A 24490-nucleotide genomic window follows, 5' to 3' on the forward strand; every position below is an offset into this window, starting at 1 on the left:
TGCCATATTGCACAATGTACCGCTGTTCCCCTGCGGGTAGAGCAGAGGAGGACGGATGAGAAGAGAGGACCGGTAAGGGTGGGCTGTCAGTTACAGCATCAGCGTGAGCAGGTGTCAAAGATAGTGCTATCAACGCAAGGAAAACGGATGCTATGGCTTTAAGGGCACGGGGCGGACCGCCATCGGATCTGGCCTCCGCCACGCAGGCACGGGCCTCTTCGGCTGTTTTAGAGAAGCCGGGCGAATTCGGGTTGTTCACGGGCTGCGGGACAAGGGGCACAGCCCCCAAGCTTACGGGCGCGACAGACAACATGAAAGCTCTCGACGAGACTCATCAATAGTGATCGCGAACCGGGATATTCCGTGGGGTATCGGGCCCCACTGTTGTTGGTTCTAAAAGCCGAACACTTGAGCTGCCAGCGAATATATCCCCCATAACCCGGCCGCTAACAGGATGCCGAGGTAGGCCAGGACCAGCCTCGTATCGCGGAGGTAGCACTTCGACCTCGTCAGGCCCCGCCGTCGGGCTTTCCAGTAGCCTGCGAATCCGATGGCGGCGAATACGGACAGTGCCAGCGGACCGGTTGCCCAGCCGAGCAGGGCAATGGTCGCGAAGATGCAGAGCCGCAGCGGATCGAAGGTCGGCGGGGACTGCGGATCCGTTTCAGGGTCAGGACTATGTCCGTGTCGGCCTGCGTGCTTCGAGCGCACGAGCTTGGACGGCGACGGCCCGGCTGCAATACGCCGGGCATCAGAAGCGGAACTCATCATTCCTCCCTGTCGCTGGCTCGGACCTGGCGGACCGGGAGAAGTTCGCAGATGATCTTCCAAAGATCCATTGTCCGCGGGTGGGACAGGGAGGATTGCTCGCTGAGCAGGTCCGGCAGGGAGGACTTCATGAGGTTGCGCAGCTCGAGCGGGATCGCGCTGTCGGCGCCGACCTCACCGTCGTTTACGCCGAGTGTCGCTGTCATCGTCAGGGTGGTGAAAACACCTGCCTCGGACAGGCGCGCGATGGCCATGTCTTTGAAGCGGGTCAGGTCTCCCCCGCGGTGGTGGATGGATGCTTCTTTGGACGGTCCGTCGTATTGGAGGTACACCTCCACGCAGTCCCGGTGCCTGGCCAGCAGTGCAAGCAGTTCATCGTCGGTGGCCATCAGCATCCCGTTGCTGTTCACCATGATCCGGACGATCGGCCGGGCGACGAGCTCATCCAGGAGTTCGGCCAGATGGGGATAAAGCGTCGGCTCGCCGCCGGAGAGCATCAGCACGTCCAGCCGCCCGTTTTCGCGGGCAAGCCGGGTGTCGATATTCGCGAGCACCTCGCTGAGCGGCGCCACTCCCTGCAGCTGGGGGCCGGATGCGGTGAAGCAGGTGGGGCAGCGCAGATTGCAGTGCTCGATGATGTCCTGCAGGAGGATGCACGTGTGCTGCGTCTGCATCGCGGGCAGCCCATAGGCGTAAGCCTCCGGCACCTGGCGGTAATTGGCCGCCAGACGTTCCACGAGTGGCTGGCGGCCAGGCCGCCAGTCGACTAGTGGCTTCGCCTGTGGCGCACGACCGCCGCCGCGAGCCCCATGGCGCCCATCAGGGATCCGAGGATGATTGCCAAGCCTGTGAGGTATTCAAGAATGGTCATTGTTGACGCCCCTTTTCGTATGGCTGATGCGTCGACGCTAGTTATTGATCCTCAGGATCAGCCAAAGATGGCAGGGTGCATTCCCGCAAGATTCCGCACTGTGCCACGGGCCGGAGCTGATCGCAACCGTCCCGCACCATCCCTAGACTAGGAACGTGTCCCCACTACCCGTACCCTCATCCGATGCCACTCCGATACCGCGCGGCTGGCTGGCCCGGAAGCTGTTGCCGGGTGGTACCGAACCGGACCCCCGCTTCACCCTGGCCAACGAGCGCACGTTCCTGGCCTGGATCAGGACGTCGCTGGCGTTCCTGGCCGGCGGTATCGCGATCGAGGCGTTTGCCGGCGGGCTTTTCAGCGGACCCGTCCGGGAAGGGCTGTCCGTCCTGTTGCTTGTCCTCGGCATGCTGATCAGCGCGGGCGCCGCCGCCCGGTGGCTCTCGGTGGAGCGAAGCATGCGGGCTGGAACGCCGCTGCCTTTGCCGCTGCTGGTTCCGCTGCTGGCCCTGGGCGGAGCCACAGCCGCGGGCCTCATCATTTTCCTGATCCTGGCGGGCTGAGCAGTGTCCGTGCATACGGACCCGGGGCTCCAGCCCGAACGAACCGTCATGGCCTGGGGCCGCACACTGCTGGCACTGCTCACCGTCAGCGCCATTTTCCTGCGCTGGTTGCCGACTCACGGGCCGCTGGTTCTAGCCCTCGTAGCCGCGGCAGTGGTCACGGCCGGTGGTATCTTCGCCACCCAACGGATCCGGTACCGGCGAAGCTCCCGAGGCATTAACGCCGAAAATCTCCACGCCGATGCGGGCGGCGTCTTGGCCTTGTCCGCAGGAGTTGTCCTGCTCGGCGCCGCCAGCCTCGTCGCTGCGCTTACGTTCTAGCCCGCCGCCGGCGTATCCCGGCGCGGTGAAGTCCGAAAAACCCTACCGGTACCCGTCCACGATCGACGCCGCGATTTCCTTGTACGCCCGCCGGGTGTCCGGCTTCAGCACGTCCAGGGTGACCAGGTCGCCGTCGGCCACTCCGCGATCGTGCGGGACGGCGATGAGCTGGCGGCAGATCCCGGCGAGGTGTTCCTCGATGGCGTCCTTGTCCACGCGGGAGGAGACCTCGTCCTTGTCCGTGATGACCACAATCGCGTTCCGGGCCAGGTCCTCGTACCCGTGGCTCGCCAGCCAGTGCAGGGTGCTGCGGGCACGCTTGGCCCCGCTCACCGCATACCCGGCGGCGATGATGATGTTGTCCGCCGACTGCAGGATCCCGCTCATGGCATTGTGGGTCACGCCCGTGCCGCAGTCGGTCAGGGCCACGGAGTAGTAGCTGGAGATGAGTTTGCGGATCCGCAGGTACTCGGCGGCCGTGAGCGAGTCCGAGACCTCCGGGTCCTGCTCTCCCGCGATCAGGTGCAGCCGGCCGGCGTGGTGCATGTACCGGGCCAGTGCGGTGAGGGAGTCAACACCTTCGATGTTCGCCAGCAGGTCCGTGATGGTGCGCGGGCTGGCCTGCTGATAGATGCCTTCGCCCAGGGCGCGTTCCACGAGGTCGCCGGAGTCCGGGTTGGCGTCAATGGCGCAGGGCGGGTCGCCACGGAATTCGGCCAGCGTCAGGCCCACGCCCACCGTGGTGGAGGTCTTGCCGATGCCGCCCTTGAGGCTCAGGACCGCGGTGTTGAAACTGCCCTGCAGCTGACGGGAGATGCGGCGGCCCAGTTCGTCTTCCTCGCGCTGCTTGGCGCCGGGGCCCAGGTTCCAGGCCCCGCCCGTGAGCGCGTAGAGGGCGCCGCGGACTCCGCCCACCGGCCGCGGTTTCTGTTCGCGCACAAACAGGCCCGGGGAGCTGATGAAATCGGGCATGGGACTGTCGGCGATGACGTCCGCCGCGGTAGGGCGGACGCGCCGGAACGCCGGCGTCGGTGCTTCCCCTGGAACGTACGACGACGACGGCGCGGCTTCGTCGCCGTCGTACGCCGTTGCGGGGGTGCCTGAGTCCGGCCCGGCAGGCTGCCCGGCCTGCGGTACCACCTGTGGCTGCGCGGTCACGGGCGGCCGCGCGGGCCGGCGGGTGGGCGCAGGAACAGAGGTGATGGGGGCAGAAGATGCGGGTGTGGCTTGGTCGGCGGCGGCCGCCGCCTCGGCCCAGGAACTGCGGCGCGGTACGGGGGTGCCGGCGTCGGGGGTGTTGGAGAGATCTGGCGTTACGGCTGGCATGGTTCCTGTCTGGGCATCCGAAAGGGCGCCGTCGGCGCGACGGAGGTCACGGCGTCGGCGGGGCGGTTGCGGTAGCCCTGCATCTGCGATGGGGCGTGCGTTCTGATCCGCCGGATCGGGCATGTCTGTTCCCCCAGGACTTTCGGCACAAGGTTCTGCGGCACTTTACGGACTGATTCAAACAGTAAGTCTAGGCGCTGGTGCGGAATGGCGAGGTCAGCCGCGGCTGAGCGCGGCAATCACCACGGCGGCGGTGAGAACCAGAAGGACGGCGAGTACGGTGTAGGCCTGCCATTTGGGGCGGCCCTTATGCGGGTTGATGTCGATGTAGGGCATGGCTAGCTGCGGTTACTCCTCGTGGCGGTCACCCGCACGGCGCGTCGCTTCCGGCGCAGTGCGTGGTACGTCACATAGAAGGGAAGTAACAGCGTGCCCAACAGTGCGCACAGCGCCAAGGCATAGTCAATGAGAGCCACAACGGTCTCCGAAGGTTAGAAGTGATCCCCCATGCGATCAGAGGTCACGTTATCGGTTGGTCACGTTGATGACAAGTCACATCGTCCCCAGGTTGTGCGGCTGCGTCCTCCGGGGCAGCCGCGCAACCTGTGGTCGATGGATGTGTTACTGATTGCGTGGATTACCGGCTTTGGCTCAGCTGGCCGCAGGCTACGGGCAGTGTCGCCCAGGCCGGAAGTCCGGGCAGGGACGCAACCGTGGTTGGCAGCGGGTCGGTCGGATTGATGCCGTGGATGACCACGTGCCGGTCCCCCAGCTTCAGTGCCTGCTTGAGTTCTGACTGCAGGTGGGACTTGGCGGCCTCTTCACTGTAGTGATAGCTGCCGGACGCGTCCGCCACCGGGAAATCAAGTGAGGGCGCGAAGCTGTTCAGGTCGCTGTCCAGGGAGATCAGAACCGGCCCATACTTGGGCAGACCTTCGATAACGTCCACGAAGCTGTCGTGATTCACGTCATCGCTGGCATTGGGGCAGGTGGTCCCGGCGTGGATGTGCTGCGGGTGGAGCGTTCCGGCGGTGACCCCTTGGACGTCCACAGTGACGGTTATATCGTCACCGTTGACTGTGATCACAGCGGTCCCGCTCGCTGACGGAATCGTGTAGGTTGTGCCGGCAACAGTGTGCGCGCCCGCGTTCAACGGCGACAACTGAGCTACGAATTCCTTGTTCGGCACCGACTTGGCGCTTGGCCGGGAAGCCGCAGGTGCCCCTGCCGCGGTGAGCAGGACAAGCCCCACCGTCACCGTCCCGCACAATACTGCTGATCTACGCATGATGTCTCCTCAAAAGGATCACCGTCTCGCCACAGCCTCATCCATTGGCGGGTCCGGCTTACAGTCAAGGAACGGCGCGCCGGCCCATGCGGGGAGACGTCCGCCCCCCGGCATGTAGCCTGAAAATACCATACAGTGGGGGTCGCAGGCGATAGCCCCGGCCCGGCACTGACAAAGACGCTAGCCTGCTGGCCACGCGGCATGAGGACGTCCGGGGTGCCGGCGGGGTTAGGCTCCCCCGGCCCACCGGACACCGTTTGCCGCTGCACGGAGCGCCCGGCCACGGGCGTGTAGGTCGGCCGCCACGGGAACGTGCCGGACTTTATGGAGCTGGGCAGCAGGAGTTTCATGGCCCCCCGGCGGCGCTGCCGGGCCGGCCGCCTTGGAGGTGTCGGCGATCAGTCCCATGCCGGCGTACTCCCGCACGGCGGCAATGCCTGCCACGGCTGCTGCCTTGCCGTCAAAGGCCTTGGACACGGCCATCACGGTTCCATCCGGCGCGGTGACCCGGAACCTGAAATTCGACTCAGCATCAACAAACAGCACAAACATCCCAGCCATATCCATCCTCCTGGTCTGCGGATCCTCCGCGGCGTCGTTGCCACTGAGCAAGGAACGCACCATTGCGTTCCTCTCCGCCGATGCGGTCACCACATCGTAATTTATCAATTCATCAAGTGCTCAAGAGTCTGCCGCATGTCCACGAAAAAGGGAACCCTCCGAGCTACCAGGCGTATGCTTTTTGTCAGTGGGACAGACAGGTCTGTCCCACTGCGCTACGCACGGTCCGGCAGGCCCGGCCACGGCAACTAGACCAAGAGGAACGGAAGGGCTGCCCCTGTGAGCAAGATATCCAACGGGCCGGCGTTAGTTGAGGCGAAATCGGACCTGTTCCGATCCCTAAGCCACCCTGTCCGCATCCGGGTGCTGGAGTTGCTGGCAGGCGGGCCGGTGAGAGTGAGCGAGCTGCGTCAAGCCACCGATCTGGAAGCGTCCAACCTGTCCCAGCACCTCGGCGTTCTGCGGAGGCAGCGGTTGATTATTTCCGCGCGCGCGGACGGCCAGATCCACTACCGGCTCAGCAACCGCGAGGTGTTGCCGTTGCTTGCCATGGCCGGCGCGCTGCTGCGAAGCGCACACCAGTCCACCGGGCTTGAACTGGCCGACGCAGAGGCGCCTCACCAACCACTGTAGGGACGGCCGGCCGCGGGGAACGCTTCGTGGTCAGCCCCAGAGCTTCAGTGCAGCGGCCGGGTCTCCTGCAGGCGCTTGATGAACCAGCGTGACTGCTCCGGACCATACGGCAGGATGGGGATGGCCTTGGTGGCGTCCGTGGGGGTTTCGCGGATGGACTGCTGGGCCTGGCGGACGGCCGTGGTCATGGTGTTGGCCATGGTCTTGACGAACTGGTCGCTGCAGGGCAGGCCGTGGCCGGGGATCAGGAACTCGTAGCGGTGGCGCAGGGCGGAGATGTGGCGCAGGCTGTCCGCCCAGTCCTCCGGGTACGAGTCTTCGAAGGACGGGTGGGCTCCCTGCTCCACGAGGTCGCCCACGAAGAGGGTGCTGGCGGTACCCACCAGGAGGTCGCCGTCGGTATGGCCGCGGCCCAGATAGAAGAGCGTGACGTTTGTTCCGCCCAGGTCCACCAGCACGGGCTGGTCCTTGACGATGGCGTTGGGTACCACCAGTTCAACGTTCTCGCCCTCGCCCACGGACATCTCAGGCTCCAGTGTTCCTACGAACCGGCGCTGCAGGTCCCCGTGGTCGTCGATCTCCCGGGCGCAGTTTTCGTGTGCCCAGAACTCTGTGGCGCCGCCGGAGGCGAACACGGCGTTGCCGAAGAAGTGGTCGTAGTGCGCGTGGGTATTGACCACCACCAACGGCAAAGAGGTCTTCTCCCTCACGGCATCCAGGATCTCGCGCCCCTGCCGCGGCCCGCAGCCGGTATCGATCACCATGGCGCGCTCCGAGCCCACAATCAGGCCGGTGTTCAGCAGTGATCCTTCGGTGACCAGCACATAGTTGTCCGCGCCGACGTCGAGCCATTCTGACATTGTTTCTCCGTACCTCCGGAAAGCGACTGCGTTCTTCTTGGCCTCGATTCTACCCATGGGCCCTTGGAGTTCCCGGGAGGCCGCCACGGCCGGGCAGCATGTGGAGATCCACATTCCTGGCCGATTTCCCACCTTAAATCCATCGATCTGCGTAACATCTCGCTATGCAGACAAAACAACACACGTGCTTCTGCGAGGAATGCGGCAGGATCACCACCCATGTGACCCACTACGAAAAGGCCGACGCCGGTGGACCGCTGATTGCGAACGTGCGGTGCACTGAGCACGCAGAGGAAGCCGCCTGAACCACCCTCCACGTCCAAGGACGCGTCAACACTGAACATCGACCAACCGCCAGACATCATCTTTCGGATGGGCATTCGCGTATCCCCCGTACCGGCGCTAATGTGTAGCCTGTTTGAATTGGGGGATTTTATGAAGGCGTTATTGAGCGTGTTGGCGAGGCCCGGGCGGGACTTTTTCCGGCGGGAGCGGTGTTTGACCACGGGCAAGGATGGAGTGAACACGTCTCCGGCCCCGGTTTCCCACGCATTGCTTGCCCGTGCCCTGGACACCGTCTCTGAGAGCTCCCTCATCACCGACGCGGAGCAGCGCATCATCTATGCCAACGGCGCTTTCACAGCCGTCACCGGATACAGCGGGCAGGACGTCATGGGCCGGAACTGCCGTTTCCTCCAAGGCCCCGGTTCGGACACCCTGACCGTCGCCGCCCTGAGGATGACACTCGCCCGCGGGGAAACCTTCAGGGGCGAAATCCTTAACTACCGCATGGACGGAACTCCCTTCTGGAATGCCCTGACGGTTTCCCCGCTGCGGGACGGCGACGGCACAGTCACTCACTTCGTCAGTGTCCAGAGGGACGTCACTGCCCAGAAGTCCCTTCGCGACAGGCTCCGGTTCCTGGCCCTTCACGATCCCGTGACAGGCCTTCCGAACCGCACAGCTCTGGATCGGTACCTGTGCGAACTGGCGCGGCGCCACGCAGGGGGGGCCGGACACGCCGCCGTCGGGGTCATCGACCTTGACGACTTCAAGCCCGTTAACGACACCTACGGGCACGAGGCCGGCGATGCCCTTCTCATGGAATTCGCCCGGCGACTGAGACTTAAAATGCGGGAAACGGACTTCTTGGCACGGCTCGGTGGGGACGAGTTCGTCATTGTGATTGAGGACCTGGACCCGGATGCCGCCCAGGAACAGCTCGGCGGCATCCTGGCCCGCCTTCACGAGGCCGTCGACACGGCCATGAGCCTCTCTCCCACCGTCAGCGTCCAGATAAGAATGAGCCTCGGCTTGGCCCTGTGCTCCGTAGATTCCGGCGACGCAGTGCTTCGCCGGGCGGATGCCGTGCTCTATGACCTCAAATCCCGCAAGGCCAACCGGGATCAGTGGTGGCAGCTGGATGACACGGCTAAGGCGTCAGCACGCGGCAGCGGCGGGCCCGAGACCTTGCAGGCCGGGCCGAATGAACCCGTCCCAGGTACCGGTCTGTCCGCCAAGGCCCTACGGGACCGGCTCTTCACCGGCGGTCTGCAGATGTATTTCCAACCGGTAATGGACCTTCGTAACGAGAAGATTCATCTCTTCGAGGCCCTGGCCCGGCTATGCCTCGAAGACGGAACCGTCCTCCTACCCGGAGCCTTCCTGCCCCAGCTGAACCAAGAAGACATCGACCAACTGTTCCGCGACGGACTCGAACAAACCCTGAAGCAGCTCGCTGACTGGGACCGCCAAGGCAACCGCCTGAGGGCAAGCGTAAACCTTCACCCCTCCACCCTGCTCAATCCGGAGTGCCCTCACTGGGTCGCCTCAGCCTTGGAGCGCCACAACATCGCCCCACACCGGCTGGTTCTCGAACTCCTCGAAGCCCCCGTTGAAGACCGCGAATCCCAGCGCAGGATCTTCGACGAACTGCTCGCCCTCGGGGTGGGAATGGCCCAGGATGACCTTGGCGCGGGGCACAGCAGCATACGCAGACTGACCGCACTGGCCTTCGATACCGTTAAAATCGACCACAAGATAACAGCCCAACTCAGCACGTCGCCGATCACCACCCTGACATTCCTCGCCTCGATGATCACGATGGGTCAGGACATGGGGTGGCAGGTTGTCGCAGAAGGACTCGAGGACTCCGGGGCTACCGAGGCAGCAACCATCCTCGGCGTCCCTTACGGCCAGGGCTACCACCTGGGACGCCCTATGCCCGCAAAACACGTCCTTGCCTGGATCTCCGCTGTCCCATCGACCCGCCGCCAAGACACCATCGGAACTTTTCTGGGCGCTCTCACTTTCCACTGGCAGTTCGTCCGGCTTGGCTCGCCTCACCCGGGCCCGCTGGAAGCCTGCCCGCTAACCGGCTTCCTGGCCGTAACCGGTTCGGCCCAAGAGGCGAAGACCTGGCACCAGCAACAGCATTCATCGGCTGGGCAGCACCTCCCGCCTTCGAGGCAGCTGCTGCAGTGGCTCACGGAGCGCGTTACCGGGAACCGGGGTGTGGCGCCCGGTGCCGCTACGGCCGGGTGTGGCTCCACCAGTATTCATCCAGGGAACCCGGAATTCTTTGTTCTACCGTCGGATCTCTGAAGCAGCCCCGGCCAGCTCCCGCTCCGGAACGGGACGGACGACGGCGGGATCCAGCCTTCTGGAGGCCCAGCGGCGGATGGGTGCTTCCACAAATCGGAATGACCCGTAAGCCGCCAGCACTGTCAGGGCTGCCGTCAGCGGTACGCGGACGGCGAGTGAGGGCACCAGGGGAATCAGCAGGATGAAGACCGGCAGGTGCCAGAGGTACATTCCATAGGACAGGTCCCGGCCCGGGCCGGAAAGCCAGCGGTGGCTCAGGACTCTTGAGATGAGGCCATCCGGCTGAAGGACAAGCCAGCCAATGACCAGCCCGGCCAGTATCGCCAGGGTGGTGGGGCCGGCGGTCCAGAAGACATCAAACCAGGCCCCGGGTGTGGTGGGCTCCTTGAGTGCGAACACGGCGGCCACCAGGGCGAGTGCCGCGAACGGACCGCCCCGGCGCACACCGGCCTGCAGCGAGCCATGGAACCGGGAGCCCGGGCGGATGGAGGACAACACCAGGGCCACGGCGCACCCCAGAAGCAGCTCGTCAGCCCTGGTATCGGGCCCGTTGTACAGCCGGGCCAGTGATGCCCCGCCGGAGACCAGGACGAACCGCGAGACCAGGAACCCGGCCGCCAGGACGGCAGTGACCCAGGCGACCGTGCGGACCCGCCAGAACCGCAGCATCAGCAGCAGGAGCAGCGGCCAGATCAGGTAGAACTGCTCCTCGACAGCGAGGGTCCAGGTGGGGCTCAGCGCGCCGCCGCCGGTCGAGGAACCAAAGGCTCCGAAGTTGGACAGGTTCATCACGTAGCCGGCGGCCGGAATGGCGTCGGCTGCCTGACCGCCCCACCCGGACGACGGAAAGATCAGGCCGCCCGTAACAACAACAGCACACAGAACCAGCAGCGCCGGCCAGAGCCGGGCGAGCCGCTTGGCGTAGAAGACGCGCAAGCGCAGCCGGCCCGTGGCCCGGTACTCCTTCATGATCAGCAAAGTGATCACAAAGCCGCTAAGCGTAAAGAAGACGTCAACACCAATGGATCCACCGGGGGCGAACCCGGCGACGGTGTGGAAGAGGAAGACTCCCGCCACCGCGACGGTGCGCAGGCCATCGAGTGCGTGCTGCCGCCCGGACAGCAGCCCGGATAGGGGCGCCGCCGGGCTTGCCGTTTCTGCCGGGGTTTCCCGGTTTAACAAAAAATTCACCAAGCAAGCATATATAACGTTTTGATAACCCCGCTGGGTGGAGGCTGGGCGCCAGCTGAATGCGATGGATCTTCGGGCCGGCGCCCAGCAGCAACTAAATATCAGCCAGTACCGACCCAGGCTTCTCAATCGCATCGGCAACGAAGCGCAGGAACCCTGCCGCGGTGCCGCCGTCGCACACGCGGTGATCGAAGGTGAGCGTCAGTTCGGTGACCTTGCGCACCGCGAGTTTCCCGTCCACCACCCACGGCTTGTCGATGATGCGTCCCACCCCGAGGATGGCCACCTCGGGGTGGTTGATGATGGCCGCGGAACCGTCCACACCGAAGACACCGTAGTTGTTCAGGGTGAAGGTGCCGCTGCCCAGTTGCTCCGGCGTCGCTTTGCCCTCGCGGACGACGGCGGTGAGCCGGCGGATCTCCACGTCCAGTTCACGGGCACTGAGTTTGTCCGCATCGCGTATCGAGGGGACCATCAGCCCGCGGTCTGTCTGGGCCGCGAAGCCCAGGTTGATGCCGGCGAAGCCAACGATCTCCTGGGCACCGTCGTCGGCCGTTTCGATGCGGGTGTTCAGGTCCGGGAATCGTTTTAACCCAGCAGTGACAAAACGTGCGATGAACGCCAGGAGTCCCGGCGTAGTGTGCGGATCGGAATTCTTGAGGCCTGCGCGGAGTTCCATCAGCGCGGTGGCATCCACGTCCACCCAGACGGTGGCCTCGGGGATCTCCGCACGGCTGCGGGACATGGTGGCGGCCACGGCCTTGCGGACACCCTTGACGGGCGTCCGGGAGGAAATGCCAAGACCTGTGCGGGGATCGGTGGTTGAGCCTGTCGAAACCTCCGGTGATCGAGCCTGTCGAGATTCCGGGCGTTCGGTGGTTGAGCCTGGGGCCACGACCGCAGGGTTCCCTGACCGAGCTTGCGAGGTGAGGGGGCGGGTGGGGAGCGAAACCTCCGCCGCCGGATGGATGACCGCTTCAACGTCCCTACGCATGATCAGTCCGCTGTCACCCGAGCCGTGAACGTTGCCCAGGTCCACGCCGTGTTCCCGGGCCATCCGCCGGACGAGCGGTGAAATCACGGCTCCCAGTTTCCCGGGGACCCTTGCGCGGAGCAGCAGGAGGTCATCGGCCGCCTTCTGGGCGTCGGGCTCAACCGCCGCCCGGGGGACCCTGGTCCGCCGGGCAGCGCCACCGCCGCCAGGCGTCCCGTAGCCGATCAGCACGTTTCCGGAGCCCGATTCCTGGGTTTCGACAGGCTCAACCACCGGACTTTCGTTGGTTGAGCCTGTCGAAACCTCCACCGGAGTGTCGTTGGTTGAGCCTGTCGAAACCTCAGCCCCAACCGGAAGCACCGAGATGAGCGGCTTGCCCACGTCCAGTGTCTGGCCGGGCTCGCCGTGGAGCACCGTCACCGTGCCGGCGTACGGGGACGGGACTTCCACCATGGACTTTGCCGTCTCCACTTCGGCAATGGGCTGGTCCACCCGGATCTCATCGCCCACGGATACCAGCCAGTTGACCAGCTCCGCTTCGGTCAGGCCTTCGCCGAGGTCCGGGAGCAGGAATACTTTCGTTTCACTCATGGTCAGTTCTCCCACTGGAGGTCGTCAACGGCGTCGAGGACACGGTCCACGCCGGGCAGGTAGTAGTGCTCGAGCTTCGGTGCCGGGTACGGGACGTCAAATCCGGTCACGCGGCGGATGGGCGCGGCGAGGTGGTGGAAGCAGCGTTCCTGGACCCGCGCCACGATCTCGGAGGACACGGACGCAAACCCGTGCGCTTCGGCGATCACCACGGCCCGGCCGGTTTTCCGGACGGACGCGCATACGGTCTCGTCGTCGAAGGGCACAATGGAGCGGACGTCGATGACTTCCAGCGAGCGCCCCTCCTCCGCAGCGGCAGCGGCCGCCGCCAGCGCCGTGGGCACCGACGGCCCGTAGGCGATGAGTGTGGCGTCGGTCCCGGGACGGGCGACGGCGGCCCGGCCTTCCGAGGATGTCCCGGCTGCGGCGTTGGTGGCGTGCTGCGCCCGGAGATCGTCAAGGTCCACCAGGTCCTTGGACCAGTAGAGCTTCTTGGGTTCCATAAACATGACGGGGTCATCCGAATCGATGGCTTCGCGGAGCATCCGGTACGAGTCGGCCACGGTGGCGGGCGTGAAGATTTTCAGGCCCGCGGTGTGGGCGTAGTAGGACTCGGAGGAGTCGCAGTGGTGCTCCACTCCCCCGATGCCGCCGGCGTAGGGAACCCGGATCACCATGGGCAGTTTCACGGTGCCCCGGGTGCGGTTGTGCATCTTGGCCACGTGGCTGACGATCTGCTGGAACGCCGGGTACGCGAACGCGTCAAACTGCATCTCCACCACCGGCCGCATCCCGTTCATGGCCATGCCCACGGCCATGCCCACAATGCCGGACTCGGCCAGCGGGGTATCGAAGCAGCGCTGTTCCCCGAAGGTCTTGGTGAGGCCGTCGGTGATGCGGAAGACCCCGCCCAGGAGGCCCACGTCCTCGCCGAAGACCAGCACGGACGGATCGGCGTGCATGGCATCGGCCAATGCCGTGTTGAGGGCCTTGGCCATGGTGACGGCCTGCGGCCCGGACGCTTCAGCCACAGAAGCGGCGGACGCTGCAGCCCGTGCGGTTGCCGCGCTGACGTTGCCGTTCGCCTCAGAGGAGGTGGTGATGGTGGGACTCATTTCGCCGCCTCCTGGGTTGACGCTTCGCGGGCAAGTTCGTCGGCCAGCATGGCGGACTGTTCCTTCAGCTGTGGTGTGGGCACCGAGAACACGTGCCGGAAGAGTTCCTGCGGGTCCACCGGGACATCCTCGCCCAGGCCGTCCCGCAACTGAGTGGCAACTGCTTCCGCCTTTTCCGCGATCCGCGCGGCGCCGTCGTCGTCCAGCAGTCCCCGCCCGGTGAGGTAGGTCTTCATCCGGCTGATGGGATCCTTGGCCAGCCATTCAGCCACCTCGCTGTCCTGCCGGTAGCGGGTGGCGTCGTCGGCGTTGGTGTGTGCCTGCATCCGGTACGTGTGTGCCTCCACCAGGAGCGGACCCGAGCCGCCCCGGGCCAGCGCAACGGCCCGGTCCAGCACGGCGAGGAGGGCCACCACGTCGTTGCCGTCCACCCGTTCGCCGGCCATGCCGTAGCCCACTGCCTTGTGGGCGAGCGACGGCGCCACGGACTGGTGCGCCAGCGGAACCGAGATGGCGTACTTGTTGTTCTGGACGAAAAAGACCACGGGCAGGTGGAACACGGCGGCGAAGTTCAGGGCCTCATGGAAGTCACCCTCGCTGGTGGCGCCGTCCCCGCACATCGCCAGGACCACGGTGTCCTCACCACGGAGCTTTGCCGCATGCGCCACACCTACGCCGTGCAGCAGCTGGGTGGTGAGCGGCGTGCACTGGATGCCCACTTTGTGCCGGGCCGGATCGTAGCCGCTGTGCCAGTCGCCGCGGAAGATGGTCATGGTCTCCACGGGATCAACGCCCCGGGCCATGACCGCCACGGCGTCCCGGTAGGTGGGGAACAGCCAGTCGCCCTCGGAGAGGCACAGTGCCGCCGCCACCTGGCAGGCTTCCTGGCCATGGCTGGACGGGTACACCGCCATGCGGCCCTGCCGGACCAGCGCCGAGTTCTGATCGTTCACGCGGCGGCCGACGACGAGCTGCTCGTACGCGGCCAGCAGTTCCGCATCGGAGGGTAGCGGGTACTCGTGGCCGGGTTCGGTGCCCTGCTCACCTTCTGCCAGGAGCCGTCCGTCGGGGTCCACCATCTGGATCTGGTGGCGGGCGGGCAGCATGTAGTCCTCCACCGTGATGCCGAACTTCCGTACCGCTTCGGATACGGCATCTTCGGCCGGCAAACGCTGGGCCTGGTCCTGCGCAGGGTGGTCCGCGGAGATCGTCATTGGTCCGTCCTTCTATAGCCACTAGTCACTCCCAGTATCGTCCCCATGGAACTTTCGTATCCAGTCCTTCGGTAAATCGTGGAAGGTTCCGCCGTATGGGCCTAGTCTGGGAGACGAATTGAAATGTGATCTGGACAACGGGCAGGAGCGGTGGACGAATTGGCACGACTATCGGTCCGGCGGAGTGGGCATCCCCCAGGGATTAGAGATCGCCCCCGCCCTTTTGGCCGGGGGCGATAATTTCGTATGCCTTGTTCGTCGGAGTCCGTACGAATACCGGCATCCGCAGAGCTTACGTTCGGCGCTCTCAATTGCAGACCGGGCCAATGATCCCTCAGCCATAAACTGCTCCGTGAACACCGCGCCTCTGAGACCAGATTGAAAAGGGTAAAACCGTCTTGGCCCCACGCCTGCCTCACGCGGAGCTGCCCGAACAAACAAACGACCGCTTTCGTGGCAGCCTCTTCAGCCGGTAAACGCTGGGCCTGGTCTGGCGCCTTTCCGAGGAGCTAGCGGCTAAACCTCCCCTTTCCCACAATCATTAGCAATGGCATAGACTGTGGAGGTCGTTAGGAGACGTCATCGCTGTCAAGGACCGCCGCACCAGAATGAAGCTTGGCCACGGGGCCGGCACCCTCAATGCATGGATCAGCTCTGCCCGTCCCTCGTTTTCTGAACAGGACCTGGTCTCAGCCCTGGTAGACATGACCCGCAGCACGACGGCAGCCGACCTGTCTGCACGCGACCGGGACTTCTGGGACAAGAACTCGGGAATCGCAGCCGACCATGCCGCCGTCGCTATCGCCTCCGCGGCGAACGCCGCCGCCCGGATCGTTCTTGACGCTTCTGCCCTCACGGCCGCCGAGGTCGCCGAGCGCATGCGCATGTCCGCGTCCACCATCCGACACTACAAATCGGCACGGAAGCTCTACTCGTACCTGGTCAACGGCAAGTTAGCCTTCCCGCAATGGCAGTTTAACGATACGGGTGACAAGTCGATCCCCTCCTTGGAGGACGTTCTTGGTGCGTTGCCCGACGACCTGCACCCGCAGGCGGTGGCCGGGTTCTTCCTGACGCCCCAACCCGACCTGGTCCTGAACGGAATGCACGTCTCGGCCAAGTCATGGCTGGAGGCCGGCGGCAGCAAGAAGGTCGTCGTCGACCTTGCCGAGGGACTGGCGGCCGGCTACTGATGGTAGACCAGTACCCGCCGGACACGGCTACCCTGCGGGCTCTGGGGTACGAAGCAAAGACGATACCGGCTGGCTCCGTGCTGTGGCGGATCCACTTCACCGCCTCGTGGCATGTGGTGCCGTGGAACCGCCTGCGCACCTGGGGGCCCGTGCCGGGCTCACGCTGGGAACCTCACCCGCTGCCGCCAGGTGATGCCGCGCCGTTGGGTGCCGCCTACCTCGGTGAGGACGTGCTGACGTGCTTGGCGGAGGTATTCCAGCTGACCCGTTTCGTCGACGTCGACCGCGACGACCCTTACGTCACTGCGTTTAGTACCAAGCGTGACCTGGTACTGGCCGACCTCACGGGAGACTGGCTGCTGCCGGCCGGCGGTTCGGCGCAGATCGCTTTCGGCGAGAAGGAGCGAACCCGAGCCTGGGCCCGTGCCATCCATGAGACGTGGCCGGACGTTGATGGCGTGTACTCCCTCTCGGCCATGGCCCTGAGCCGCAAGGTGGTGACACTGTGGACCGAGGACGCCATACCGGCCGCCCCAGAGTTCTCCTCACCCCTGAACGCGCCGGGCATCGTCTCCGATGTGATGGCAGCTGCTGCGAAGATCCGTTACACCAGCAACATCGTCCTCTGAACACGCCCACCACCGCTAACCGTCCCTGAGGGAAGTTTCGTATCCAGTAGTTCAACGAATCGTGGAAGGTTCAGCCGGATGGACCTAGTCTGGAAGACGAATTGAAATGCGATCCGGACAACGAGCGGGAGCGGTGGACGAATTGGCACGACTTGAGGGAGATTCCGGGGAGGTGCCCCTGGACGACGTGGACCGCAGGATCATCGCCGAGCTCACCCGGGACGGGCGGATGTCCGTGACGCAGGTGGCCGAGAACGTCCACATCTCCCGGGCCCACGCCTATACCCGCATCGCCAGGCTGACCGGCGAGGGTGTGCTGACTAAATTCACGGCGCTGGTGGACCCCATCAAGGCCGGGCTGAAGTCCTCCGCCTACGTGACACTCAAGGTAAGCCAACACTCGTGGCGTGAACTGCGCGAACAGCTCAGCTCCATCCCGGAGGTCCACCACATCGCGCTGGTGGGAGGCGATTTTGATGTGATCCTGCTGGTGCGCGCCATCGACAACTCCGACCTGCGCCGGGTGATTTTCGACCAGCTGCAAGCCATGCCGGGGGTCCAGGACACGCAGACTTTTCTGGTGTTTGAGGATGTTGATACGCGGTAGGGCATTCAACCTGCCGCGAAAGGGCAATGTTTACCCATCCGAAACTTTCTCCTGCGTATTATTTCCTCATGGGGACTAAACAACACACGACTTTCTGCGCGCTCTGCGCCAAAGCAACCAACCACGTAACTATCTACCAGAAGGCCGACGACGGCAGCCAGCTCATTGCGACGGTGCGGTGCGCTGAGCACTCGGGTGACGCCGCCTGACGTTACTTCCCGGACGCCCCGGCCATCGCCAGTTCCTGGGCGGGCTCCTGCACGGGCTCCGGAACCGGACGGACGACGGCGGGCTCCAACTTTCTGGAGGCCCAGCGCCGGATAGGTGTTTCCACAAAACGGAACGACCCGTAGGCCATCAGCACGGTCAGGGCTGCCGTCAGAGGCACGCGGACGGCGAGTGATGGAACTAGCGGAATCAGCAGGATAAAGACCGGCAAGTGCCAGAGGTAGATGCCATAGGACAGGTCCCGGCCCGGGCCGGACAGCCAGCGGTGGCCCAGGATCTTTGAAATCAGGCTGTCAGGCTGAAGGACAAGCCATCCGATGACCAGCGCTGCCAGCATTGCCAAAGCAGTCGGACCGGCGGTCCAGATGACATGAAACCAGGCTCCGGGCTCGCTGGGCTCCTTGAGAGCGAACACGGCGACCAGCAGGGCGAGTCCCGCCAGTGGACCGAACCGACGCACCCCGGTCTGTAGCGAGATGTGGAGCCGCGACCCGGGGCTGATGGACGTCAACACCAGGGCCAAGGCGCAGCCCAGCAGCAACTCGTCGGCCCGCGTGTCCGGCCCGTTGTAAATGCGGGCCAGCGGTGCCCCGCCGGAGACCAGGAAGAACCGTGAAACCAGGAACCCGGCCGCCAGGACGGCGGTGATCCACGCGACAGTGCGGACCTTCCAGAACCGCAGCATGACCAGAAGGAGCACTGGCCAGACCAGGTAGAACTGCTCCTCGACGGCGAGGGTCCACGCTGGGCTCAGCGCACCGCCGCCGGTGGAGGAACCGAAGGCTCCGAAGTTGGACAGGTTCATCACATAGCCAGCCGCCGGAATAGCATCGGCTTCCTGGCCACCCCACCCCGATGCCGGAAAGACCAGGCCGACCATGACCACCCCAGCACAAAGAACCAGCAACGCCGGCCAGAGCCGGGCGAGCCGTTTGACGTAGAAGACTCCAAGGCGGAGCCGGCCCGTGGCGGTACTCCTTCATGATCAGCCGGGTGATGACAAAGCCGCTGAGCGAGAAGAAAACGTCCACGCCGATGGACCCACCGGGGGCGAACCCAGTGACGGTGTGGAAGAGAAAAACGCCAGCTACCGCGACGGTACGCAGGCCATCGAGCGCGTGCTGCCGCCCGGACACCAGCCCGGGTTCGGGCGCGGCCGGGCGTTCGCTCATGCTCAGGATTCCGCTACTTGACCTAAAATTCACTCATCAAGCATATATAACGTTTCCATAACCCCGCTGAGTGACGGCTGGGCGCCAGCTGGGTGCGGTGGTAGAACAAAGGCAACCACCGCAACCCCAGGGGCTTAGGGAACGCGGTGATTTGGGCGTTGTCGATGTTGCGGAGGGCGGCATACTAAGTATGTACACGTTCGGGCTGATCGGTGGAGCGGACCCGGAAACAGCCACATCTGGAGGTATTTTCAGACGCTGGCCAGAGCTGCTTTCTGCGCACTGCGGACCTGGAGGATTTAGCAAGGTAGTACCTTGTCTCGGACGTAAATCCTTGCGGACAGCCTCACCCTGGGGTGAGATCGTTATGGCCAGCACTTACACAGTGTGACCGCTTCGCCCTGCCCACAAGATCTCGTTGACGCTGGGCAGGGCAGGAACGAGCCTGGGGTTCGGACCGGACGCACGTGTGCCGCAACAACGAAGCCGATGCCTACGAACGGACTTCGCAGACAATTAGAAGCCAGTCACATCTAGTCGACAGGTGCATAGTCGCGGGCCTGTTCGGCTGGCGGTTGGCTGGCCCGTCGGCGACCGCTGGCCCGAACCATGTACCGCTGGGCGGGTTTCTCGACTAGGTGGTAAGCCGCCGCACCCGCGCTGATAGCAAGCACGATGTGTGCGGCAACGGCGACAATGCGTAGCACAAGGGGCCTGTCCACCCATGAATCAATCTCGAAAACCTTACCGAGTACGATCAGGGCAATCGCATGAGTCATGTACATGCTGAAGGAGATCCGGCCACCGTACTCCAGCACCCTCGAGCCCAGCAAACGCACTGCCGGGCCTCCACCGACAGCAAGGAAGTAGATCGCCGCTGATGCCAGGAGGACACCGACCGAGGCGCGGACAGGCGGCTCCAAAACCAGAGGAGTGATCAGAATCAAGCCCACGAGAAGAAGAAGGCCGAGCCAGCCCGCCGTGTTCGACTGAGGCCGGTCGCGGACCAGACAGTAAATTGCTATCCCGATGGTGAAGCCGATAAGTACACGCACGGCAGGGACTGCCATGTTGTTCAGCGAAGGGATCAGCCCCGCGCCGACACCTTCAAGAACAACCAGTAGGCCAATCAGAGCGATGATGGTGGCACGTCCGCGTCGAGCGATGACGGCAACGGCGCCAGCGATGAGGGGGAAGAGCAAATACGACAGCCACTCGGCGCTTAGCGACCAAGCTGGGTAGTTCCAGCCGATGTCTGCCCCCACCCACACCCGGATCAGCAGGACGTCCTTGATTGCCCCCCACAAGGTGAACTGTGTTGGGTCGCCGACTCCGATACCAGCCATCTTGCCAGCCACCAGCATCACGACGAACACGAACAAGGTGGCTATGTGGACTGGATAAATCCTCGCTAAGCGCTTCCATAGGAAGGATTTGTAATCGCCCCGCCCGCTGTTGAATTTCCCGAGGTACTGGTAGCTGATGATGAATCCGCTTAGCACGAAGAAGAGATCAACAGCCATATACCCAGCATTGAATAACGACCACACAGCGTGCGCCTCGGGAAGAATCCCGAGGATCTGAAACTGGTAGTGGAAAAGCACCACCCAAAGCGCTGCGACGAAACGGATGCCGGTAAGTTGACGAAGTTCACGTTTTTTTGTGGCAGACATCGTCACCAGATCCCCCATATCTGGCACCCCAGCGGCACCACGCACCTCTAATGATAGAGCGTCGCCATGGCACCGGTGGAGAGGCACCACATCCTTGAGCGTCGTGGGCACCGCTCGGCGCTCCCTCTCGTGGTGGAGATGCAGGATGCCACATTTAGACTGATGGCCAGTTTGGTTCTGGTGAGCAGCGGAAGAAGCGAAACTACCTTCCACATTCCGCAACTTGCAGCACGTCGATTCTGCAGTGGAATTTTCAGCCGCCGCGTTTGCCCGCACGAACAGATCGACACTGACCGGTATAAGATCCAGGCCACCGAGTTGGCTTGGGAGCCGTTAGCAAAATTCTAAAGAGGCTTGGTGAAAAGTAGATGATGGCTTCCCCAAGTAAGAAACGTCTTCTTGTGCTCGCACTCTTCCGTCGCGAGGGGCCTGCCCCTCGTCCTGAGGAGCGTGGGTATAGTCGCGTGAGCTCGACCAACGGCAATCAACACCGAAGTGCTGGTACTTCATTCCTCCAGCGTCCAGATCGTGCAAGTCGCGGCCAGTTTTCCGCGGCGCCGCGGAAAACTGGGGCTGGCCGAGCGCGAGCACAGGGACTCAAGCGGCGTCCGTCGGCGCCATCAAAGGCACGAGACTCGTTGCACCTGGAATCTTTCAGGCAAGCCCTAAATCGACCTGGCCAAGAATTTAACGCCTCCACCCATATAGATGATCTCCGCAGTACCTAGACGATTGACCAGCTGAACCGACGTCGATCCAGCGCCGGGTAGAATTACAGTGACCGCACGAATACTGCCGTTCTGGTGGCCCGCCATCTGGCTGCCTCCAGCATTTGACACAGGGGGACCCAGATTTGGATCTACACGATTATCTGCGCGTTTTGCGCCGCAACTGGGCTCTCATTCTGGCAATCACGCTGGCCAGCCTTTTGACGGGCGGCGCGGCCTCAGTGCTAGTTAAGCCAACCTACACGGCAGAAACGCAGTTATTCGTAGCCATTCAGGGCTCCGGAAGCATCACCGAGATGCAGCAGGGAAACACGTTCAGTCAGGCTCGGGTTCAGTCATACGTAAAGACCGTAACCACGCCTGTAGTCCTTCAGCCCGTCATCGACGACTTAGGTCTTACTGACTCCGCAGATGAGCTGGCCAATCGCGTAAAAGCGAGCGCCGATCTCAACACGGTCCTCATCAGCATTGCTGTCGCAGACGAGTCTCCCGTTCAGGCGGCGGCAGCTGCCCAAGCTATTGCGAGTAGCCTCGTGCGAGCAGTGGACAGTCTAGAGAAGCCAAAAAACGGCGGTACGTCACCTGTAAGCCTATCCATCATCACCCCCGCAAAAGCCCCCGTCTCTCCTTCGTCTCCCAACACGCGACTGAATCTTTTCCTAAGCGTTCTAATTGGTCTGGCTGCGGGCGTTGGAGTATCGATGTTGCGCAGCTCGCTCGACAATCGAATTCGCGGAGAAGCGGATTTGCGAAGAGTGACGGACGCACCCCTCCTCGGCGGCATCTCGTTCGATCAAGACGCCACAAAGAAACCCTTGCTGACACAGTCCGCCCCGCAAAGTTCGCGTGCTGAATCGTTTCGTCAGCTTCGCACGAACCTTCAATTCGCGAATGTCTCGGGCACGGCCAAATCTGTCCTGGTCACATCGTCGCTCCCTGGTGAAGGTAAAAGTACAACGGCAACAAACCTGGCAATCGCACTTGCCCAGGCGGGGCAATCAGTATGCCTAGTAGATGCCGATCTGCGTCGTCCAATGATTAATGAATATCTGGGCCTTGAGAGGAACGCAGGTTTAACAACAGCTTTGGTGCGGGCTGCTGACGTGAATGACTTATTGCAGCCCTGGGGGGACGATTCCCTGTATGTATTGACTTCCGGCGAGATTCCACCAAACCCGAGTGAGTTACTCGGGTCCGAAGCGATGGGCCAACTACTGGGACGACTTGAACATGCATTCGACATCGTTGTCGTCGACGCTCCACCGCTGCTGCCCGTAACTGACGCAGCGGTTCTATCGCAACAGGTTGGCGGAGTTGTCGTGGTAATTGGCTCACAGGCAATAAAACAGCCAGAGCTAGAGAAATCGCTAGGTGCACTTCAGATGGTTGGAGCCAACCTCCTGGGGGTCGTCCTGAACCTACTTCCCGTCAAGGGGCCTGACGCCTACGCATACAGTTACAACTCTTACGATTCGCATGGACCTAATCTTCCCTTGAGAAGCAGGAAAAAGAATGCGCCACCGGAGTCCCGAACTTTATTGGAGACGAGACTGTCAGAGGCGTCCGAAGATCGCATACCCTCATCCGTCTCTCCAGTGGATTCATTCAAGTCAGAAATCCTTAGTGGGCAACCGCGCGAGTCAGCCAGCTTCCCCGCACGATTTGGTGAGCGCAAATAGACGCCGACGTCACTTGATTAACCTCACACGTCAACACAGACAGGACGTCATGTCTAATACCAGTGCCTGGACCATCACTCACGACTTCACCCATTCTTGGGGTGGCGCAGAAAAGTGCACCGAAGTACTGGCCTCTCACGTTTTGCCAGACTCTTCTACGTGGGTGATCAGCGGAAACTCTGAAGTAACGACACGAATGCTGCCTGATCAAGCTTCAAGCCCGACGGGAATGCTTTTACCCGTGGATACGGCGTCGGGCCGCACCGTGCGGATGATGACACCACTGCTATACCCGCTTATACGCATGATCCCGTCAACCACCGATAACATTCTTGCGTCATCGTATGCGCTGGCACACCTGCGTCGCACGACGGGCCTGAAAGTAATCTACTGCCACTCACCGTTTAGACAGATTTACAGCGGAGTCAGCGACTACTTCCCGAGCAATCCGTTCGCCCAGAGATTAGTTTCTATACTCTTGGCCTCTTTTCGTTACCTAGACAAAAAGGCAGCGAATGAGGCGGATGTAATAATCGCGACGAACACTATAGTGGCGGATCGAATTAGGGAATTCTGGGGCCTAGATGCGGATGCTGTCATTCCTCCTCCCATTGATACTCAATCGTTTCACCCCGTAGATGCCCCCAAACGCACCTATTTTGTCTGGGTGGGGAGAATTGTGGAACCCTACAAGAGGGTTGGATTATTGATGGACACGCTTAGAGATCGGCCAGACCTTAGCCTACTTGTGGTCGGTGATGGTAGAGATCGACTAGCGCTTGAGGCAACAGCCCCGAGTAACGTCACATTTGTGGGGAATAAGACTGGCGATGAACTGAGTGATCTAATAGCAAATGCTGAAGCACTAATATTCCCCAGCAGTGACGACTTCGGAATGGTCCCCTTGGAAGCGATGGCCGCGGGAACGCCGGTCATCGGCTTCTCCGGCGGGGGCGCCCGTGAAACTGTGATTAATGGGCAAACTGGTGTCCTCTTCAACGAACCGACCATATCCAGTCTCAGCGACGCCATAGATCACTTCCGCACGATCCGGTGGGACTATGAGGCGATTCGCTCATATTCTCTGCAGTATGGTCAGGAAGGTTTTGTCGAAAAAATGCGCGCCATACTCAAAGACGCACTTTTCACCGAAAAAGGAATCTAATCCCGTGATCTTGTGCCACACTTTAGGAACATCGCATGCAATCACCTAAATTTACATCAGCGATTCGGCGGGTACTATCTTCTCTTGAGATCAATACAATCTGGTTTGTTAGCTATTTTCCATCAAACGTGATTCGACAGTTGACGCTTCGCGCCTGGGGAGCAACGATCGGGCAGGGTGTCGCATTACATCGCGGGCTGCAGGTCCGGTGTGCCCGCCGCCTAATCATTGGAGATGATTGCTACGTAGCCGAGGACGTTGTACTCGACGCTCGAGGGGGTTTATCCATTGGTGACAGTGTCAGTATCAACACGGGCGTCCAGATCTGGACAGCCCAGCATGACTGGAAGTCGTCCGATTTCGCGTACACGAGCGAGTCCGTACGGATCGGCCATCACTGCTGGATCAGCGCGCGAACGCTAATCATCCCCGGCAAATCAGTTGGAGTTGGGTCAGTAGTTGCGGCTGGATCGGTCGTCGCCAAAGATATCCCAGAGTGGTCACTCGCAGGAGGCAACC

General features: G+C 62.7%; 25 protein-coding genes. 12 read left to right on the forward strand and 13 right to left on the reverse strand.

What is annotated here, in order from left to right:
• Nucleotides 1-393: 393 nt before the first annotated feature.
• Both FYJ92_RS14795 and FYJ92_RS14800 read right to left on the reverse strand, forming a co-directional pair.
• On the reverse strand, nucleotides 394-768 hold the full coding sequence (locus FYJ92_RS14795; RefSeq protein ID WP_185261371.1) for a hypothetical protein: 375 nt from the start codon (nucleotides 766-768) through the stop codon (nucleotides 394-396).
• Nucleotides 768-1505 (reverse strand): radical SAM protein, encoded by a 738-nt coding sequence (locus FYJ92_RS14800; RefSeq protein ID WP_255482130.1) that lies wholly within the window; start codon nucleotides 1503-1505, stop codon nucleotides 768-770. The genes FYJ92_RS14795 and FYJ92_RS14800 overlap by 1 nt, the downstream gene beginning before the upstream one ends.
• A 289-nt stretch (nucleotides 1506-1794) precedes the next feature.
• On the opposite strand from FYJ92_RS14800, the gene FYJ92_RS14805 reads away from it, so the two are divergent.
• Both FYJ92_RS14805 and FYJ92_RS14810 read left to right on the forward strand, forming a co-directional pair.
• A complete protein-coding gene (locus tag FYJ92_RS14805; RefSeq protein WP_185261372.1) occupies nucleotides 1795-2199 on the forward strand; it encodes a YidH family protein in 405 nt (134 codons plus the stop codon).
• A gap of 9 nt (nucleotides 2200-2208) precedes the next feature.
• Entirely contained in the window at nucleotides 2209-2520 is a 312-nt protein-coding gene (locus tag FYJ92_RS14810; RefSeq protein ID WP_185261373.1) for a DUF202 domain-containing protein, read from the forward strand.
• Nucleotides 2521-2562: 42 nt separating this feature from the next.
• Here FYJ92_RS14810 and FYJ92_RS14815 read toward each other — a convergent pair whose 3' ends face one another.
• From FYJ92_RS14815 to FYJ92_RS14830, 4 genes are all read right to left on the reverse strand, one after another.
• The gene (locus FYJ92_RS14815) at nucleotides 2563-3969 is read right to left on the reverse strand and encodes a MinD/ParA family protein (RefSeq protein ID WP_370526000.1); all 1407 of its coding nucleotides are present in this window, start codon (nucleotides 3967-3969) and stop codon (nucleotides 2563-2565) included.
• A 215-nt stretch (nucleotides 3970-4184) separates the two neighbouring features.
• A complete protein-coding gene (locus FYJ92_RS14820) occupies nucleotides 4185-4322 on the reverse strand; it encodes a hypothetical protein (protein WP_185261375.1) in 138 nt (45 codons plus the stop codon).
• A 161-nt stretch (nucleotides 4323-4483) separates the two neighbouring features.
• On the reverse strand, nucleotides 4484-5134 hold the full coding sequence (locus FYJ92_RS14825; RefSeq protein WP_185261376.1) for a CHRD domain-containing protein: 651 nt from the start codon (nucleotides 5132-5134) through the stop codon (nucleotides 4484-4486).
• Nucleotides 5135-5362: 228 nt separating this feature from the next.
• Nucleotides 5363-5758 (reverse strand): DUF1508 domain-containing protein, encoded by a 396-nt coding sequence (locus FYJ92_RS14830; RefSeq protein WP_370526001.1) that lies wholly within the window; start codon nucleotides 5756-5758, stop codon nucleotides 5363-5365.
• A gap of 216 nt (nucleotides 5759-5974) precedes the next feature.
• On the opposite strand from FYJ92_RS14830, the gene FYJ92_RS14835 reads away from it, so the two are divergent.
• Nucleotides 5975-6328, forward strand: coding sequence for a helix-turn-helix transcriptional regulator (locus tag FYJ92_RS14835; protein ID WP_185261377.1), 354 nt, complete (start codon nucleotides 5975-5977; stop codon nucleotides 6326-6328).
• Between the two features lie 44 nt (nucleotides 6329-6372).
• On the opposite strand, the gene FYJ92_RS14840 is transcribed toward FYJ92_RS14835, so the two are convergent.
• Complete coding sequence (locus FYJ92_RS14840; RefSeq protein ID WP_185261378.1) at nucleotides 6373-7188, reverse strand: MBL fold metallo-hydrolase; 816 nt, start codon at nucleotides 7186-7188, stop codon at nucleotides 6373-6375.
• A 164-nt stretch (nucleotides 7189-7352) separates the two neighbouring features.
• On the opposite strand from FYJ92_RS14840, the gene FYJ92_RS14845 reads away from it, so the two are divergent.
• Together FYJ92_RS14845 and FYJ92_RS14850 are read left to right on the forward strand one after the other, a co-directional pair.
• Nucleotides 7353-7493, forward strand: coding sequence for a hypothetical protein (locus tag FYJ92_RS14845; protein WP_185261379.1), 141 nt, complete (start codon nucleotides 7353-7355; stop codon nucleotides 7491-7493).
• A 214-nt stretch (nucleotides 7494-7707) separates the two neighbouring features.
• Nucleotides 7708-9792, forward strand: a complete 2085-nt coding sequence (locus FYJ92_RS14850) for a bifunctional diguanylate cyclase/phosphodiesterase (protein ID WP_185261380.1) — start codon at nucleotides 7708-7710, stop codon at nucleotides 9790-9792.
• Here the strand turns inward: FYJ92_RS14850 and FYJ92_RS14855 are convergent.
• The 4 genes from FYJ92_RS14855 to FYJ92_RS14870 form a co-directional block, all read right to left on the reverse strand.
• Complete coding sequence (locus tag FYJ92_RS14855) at nucleotides 9775-10983, reverse strand: acyltransferase (protein WP_255482131.1); 1209 nt, start codon at nucleotides 10981-10983, stop codon at nucleotides 9775-9777. The two genes, FYJ92_RS14850 and FYJ92_RS14855, sit on opposite strands and share 18 nt — an antisense overlap.
• 94 nt (nucleotides 10984-11077) lie before the next feature.
• Entirely contained in the window at nucleotides 11078-12568 is a 1491-nt protein-coding gene (locus FYJ92_RS14860) for a dihydrolipoamide acetyltransferase family protein (RefSeq protein WP_185261382.1), read from the reverse strand.
• 2 nt (nucleotides 12569-12570) lie between these two features.
• Nucleotides 12571-13683 carry an alpha-ketoacid dehydrogenase subunit beta gene (locus FYJ92_RS14865; RefSeq protein WP_185261383.1) on the reverse strand — a complete coding sequence of 371 codons (1113 nt, stop codon included), beginning with the start codon at nucleotides 13681-13683 and terminating at the stop codon, nucleotides 12571-12573.
• A complete protein-coding gene (locus FYJ92_RS14870; protein WP_185261384.1) occupies nucleotides 13680-14897 on the reverse strand; it encodes a thiamine pyrophosphate-dependent dehydrogenase E1 component subunit alpha in 1218 nt (405 codons plus the stop codon). The genes FYJ92_RS14865 and FYJ92_RS14870 overlap by 4 nt, the downstream gene beginning before the upstream one ends.
• Nucleotides 14898-15505: 608 nt before the next feature.
• Here FYJ92_RS14870 and FYJ92_RS14875 point away from each other — a divergent pair.
• The 4 genes from FYJ92_RS14875 (at nucleotide 15506) to FYJ92_RS14890 (ending at nucleotide 17535) form a co-directional block, all read left to right on the forward strand.
• The gene (locus tag FYJ92_RS14875) at nucleotides 15506-16090 is read left to right on the forward strand and encodes a hypothetical protein (RefSeq protein WP_185261385.1); all 585 of its coding nucleotides are present in this window, start codon (nucleotides 15506-15508) and stop codon (nucleotides 16088-16090) included.
• The gene (locus FYJ92_RS14880; RefSeq protein ID WP_185261386.1) at nucleotides 16090-16719 is read left to right on the forward strand and encodes an RES family NAD+ phosphorylase; all 630 of its coding nucleotides are present in this window, start codon (nucleotides 16090-16092) and stop codon (nucleotides 16717-16719) included. Before FYJ92_RS14875 ends, FYJ92_RS14880 begins: the two co-directional genes overlap by 1 nt.
• A gap of 142 nt (nucleotides 16720-16861) precedes the next feature.
• A complete protein-coding gene (locus FYJ92_RS14885) occupies nucleotides 16862-17326 on the forward strand; it encodes an Lrp/AsnC family transcriptional regulator (protein WP_185261387.1) in 465 nt (154 codons plus the stop codon).
• A gap of 68 nt (nucleotides 17327-17394) precedes the next feature.
• Complete coding sequence (locus tag FYJ92_RS14890) at nucleotides 17395-17535, forward strand: hypothetical protein (RefSeq protein WP_185261388.1); 141 nt, start codon at nucleotides 17395-17397, stop codon at nucleotides 17533-17535.
• Between the two features lie 2 nt (nucleotides 17536-17537).
• On the opposite strand, the gene FYJ92_RS14895 is transcribed toward FYJ92_RS14890, so the two are convergent.
• Nucleotides 17538-18461, reverse strand: coding sequence for an acyltransferase (locus FYJ92_RS14895; protein ID WP_255482132.1), 924 nt, complete (start codon nucleotides 18459-18461; stop codon nucleotides 17538-17540).
• Nucleotides 18462-18519: 58 nt separating this feature from the next.
• On the opposite strand from FYJ92_RS14895, the gene FYJ92_RS19145 reads away from it, so the two are divergent.
• Nucleotides 18520-18747 carry a hypothetical protein gene (locus FYJ92_RS19145; RefSeq protein ID WP_255482133.1) on the forward strand — a complete coding sequence of 76 codons (228 nt, stop codon included), beginning with the start codon at nucleotides 18520-18522 and terminating at the stop codon, nucleotides 18745-18747.
• 512 nt (nucleotides 18748-19259) lie between these two features.
• Here FYJ92_RS19145 and FYJ92_RS14900 read toward each other — a convergent pair.
• Nucleotides 19260-20417: an acyltransferase gene (locus FYJ92_RS14900; protein WP_185261389.1), complete on the reverse strand. Its 1158-nt coding sequence runs from the start codon at nucleotides 20415-20417 to the stop codon at nucleotides 19260-19262.
• An 835-nt stretch (nucleotides 20418-21252) separates the two neighbouring features.
• Between FYJ92_RS14900 and FYJ92_RS14905 the strand changes: the two genes are divergently transcribed.
• Entirely contained in the window at nucleotides 21253-22806 is a 1554-nt protein-coding gene (locus FYJ92_RS14905; protein ID WP_185261390.1) for a polysaccharide biosynthesis tyrosine autokinase, read from the forward strand.
• A gap of 304 nt (nucleotides 22807-23110) precedes the next feature.
• On the forward strand, nucleotides 23111-23971 hold the full coding sequence (locus FYJ92_RS14910) for a glycosyltransferase (RefSeq protein WP_185261391.1): 861 nt from the start codon (nucleotides 23111-23113) through the stop codon (nucleotides 23969-23971).
• Nucleotides 23972-24490 lie beyond the last annotated feature (519 nt).

The sequence above is a fragment of the Pseudarthrobacter sp. NBSH8 genome (assembly GCF_014217545.1).
In the GTDB taxonomy this organism is placed as follows: domain Bacteria; phylum Actinomycetota; class Actinomycetes; order Actinomycetales; family Micrococcaceae; genus Arthrobacter.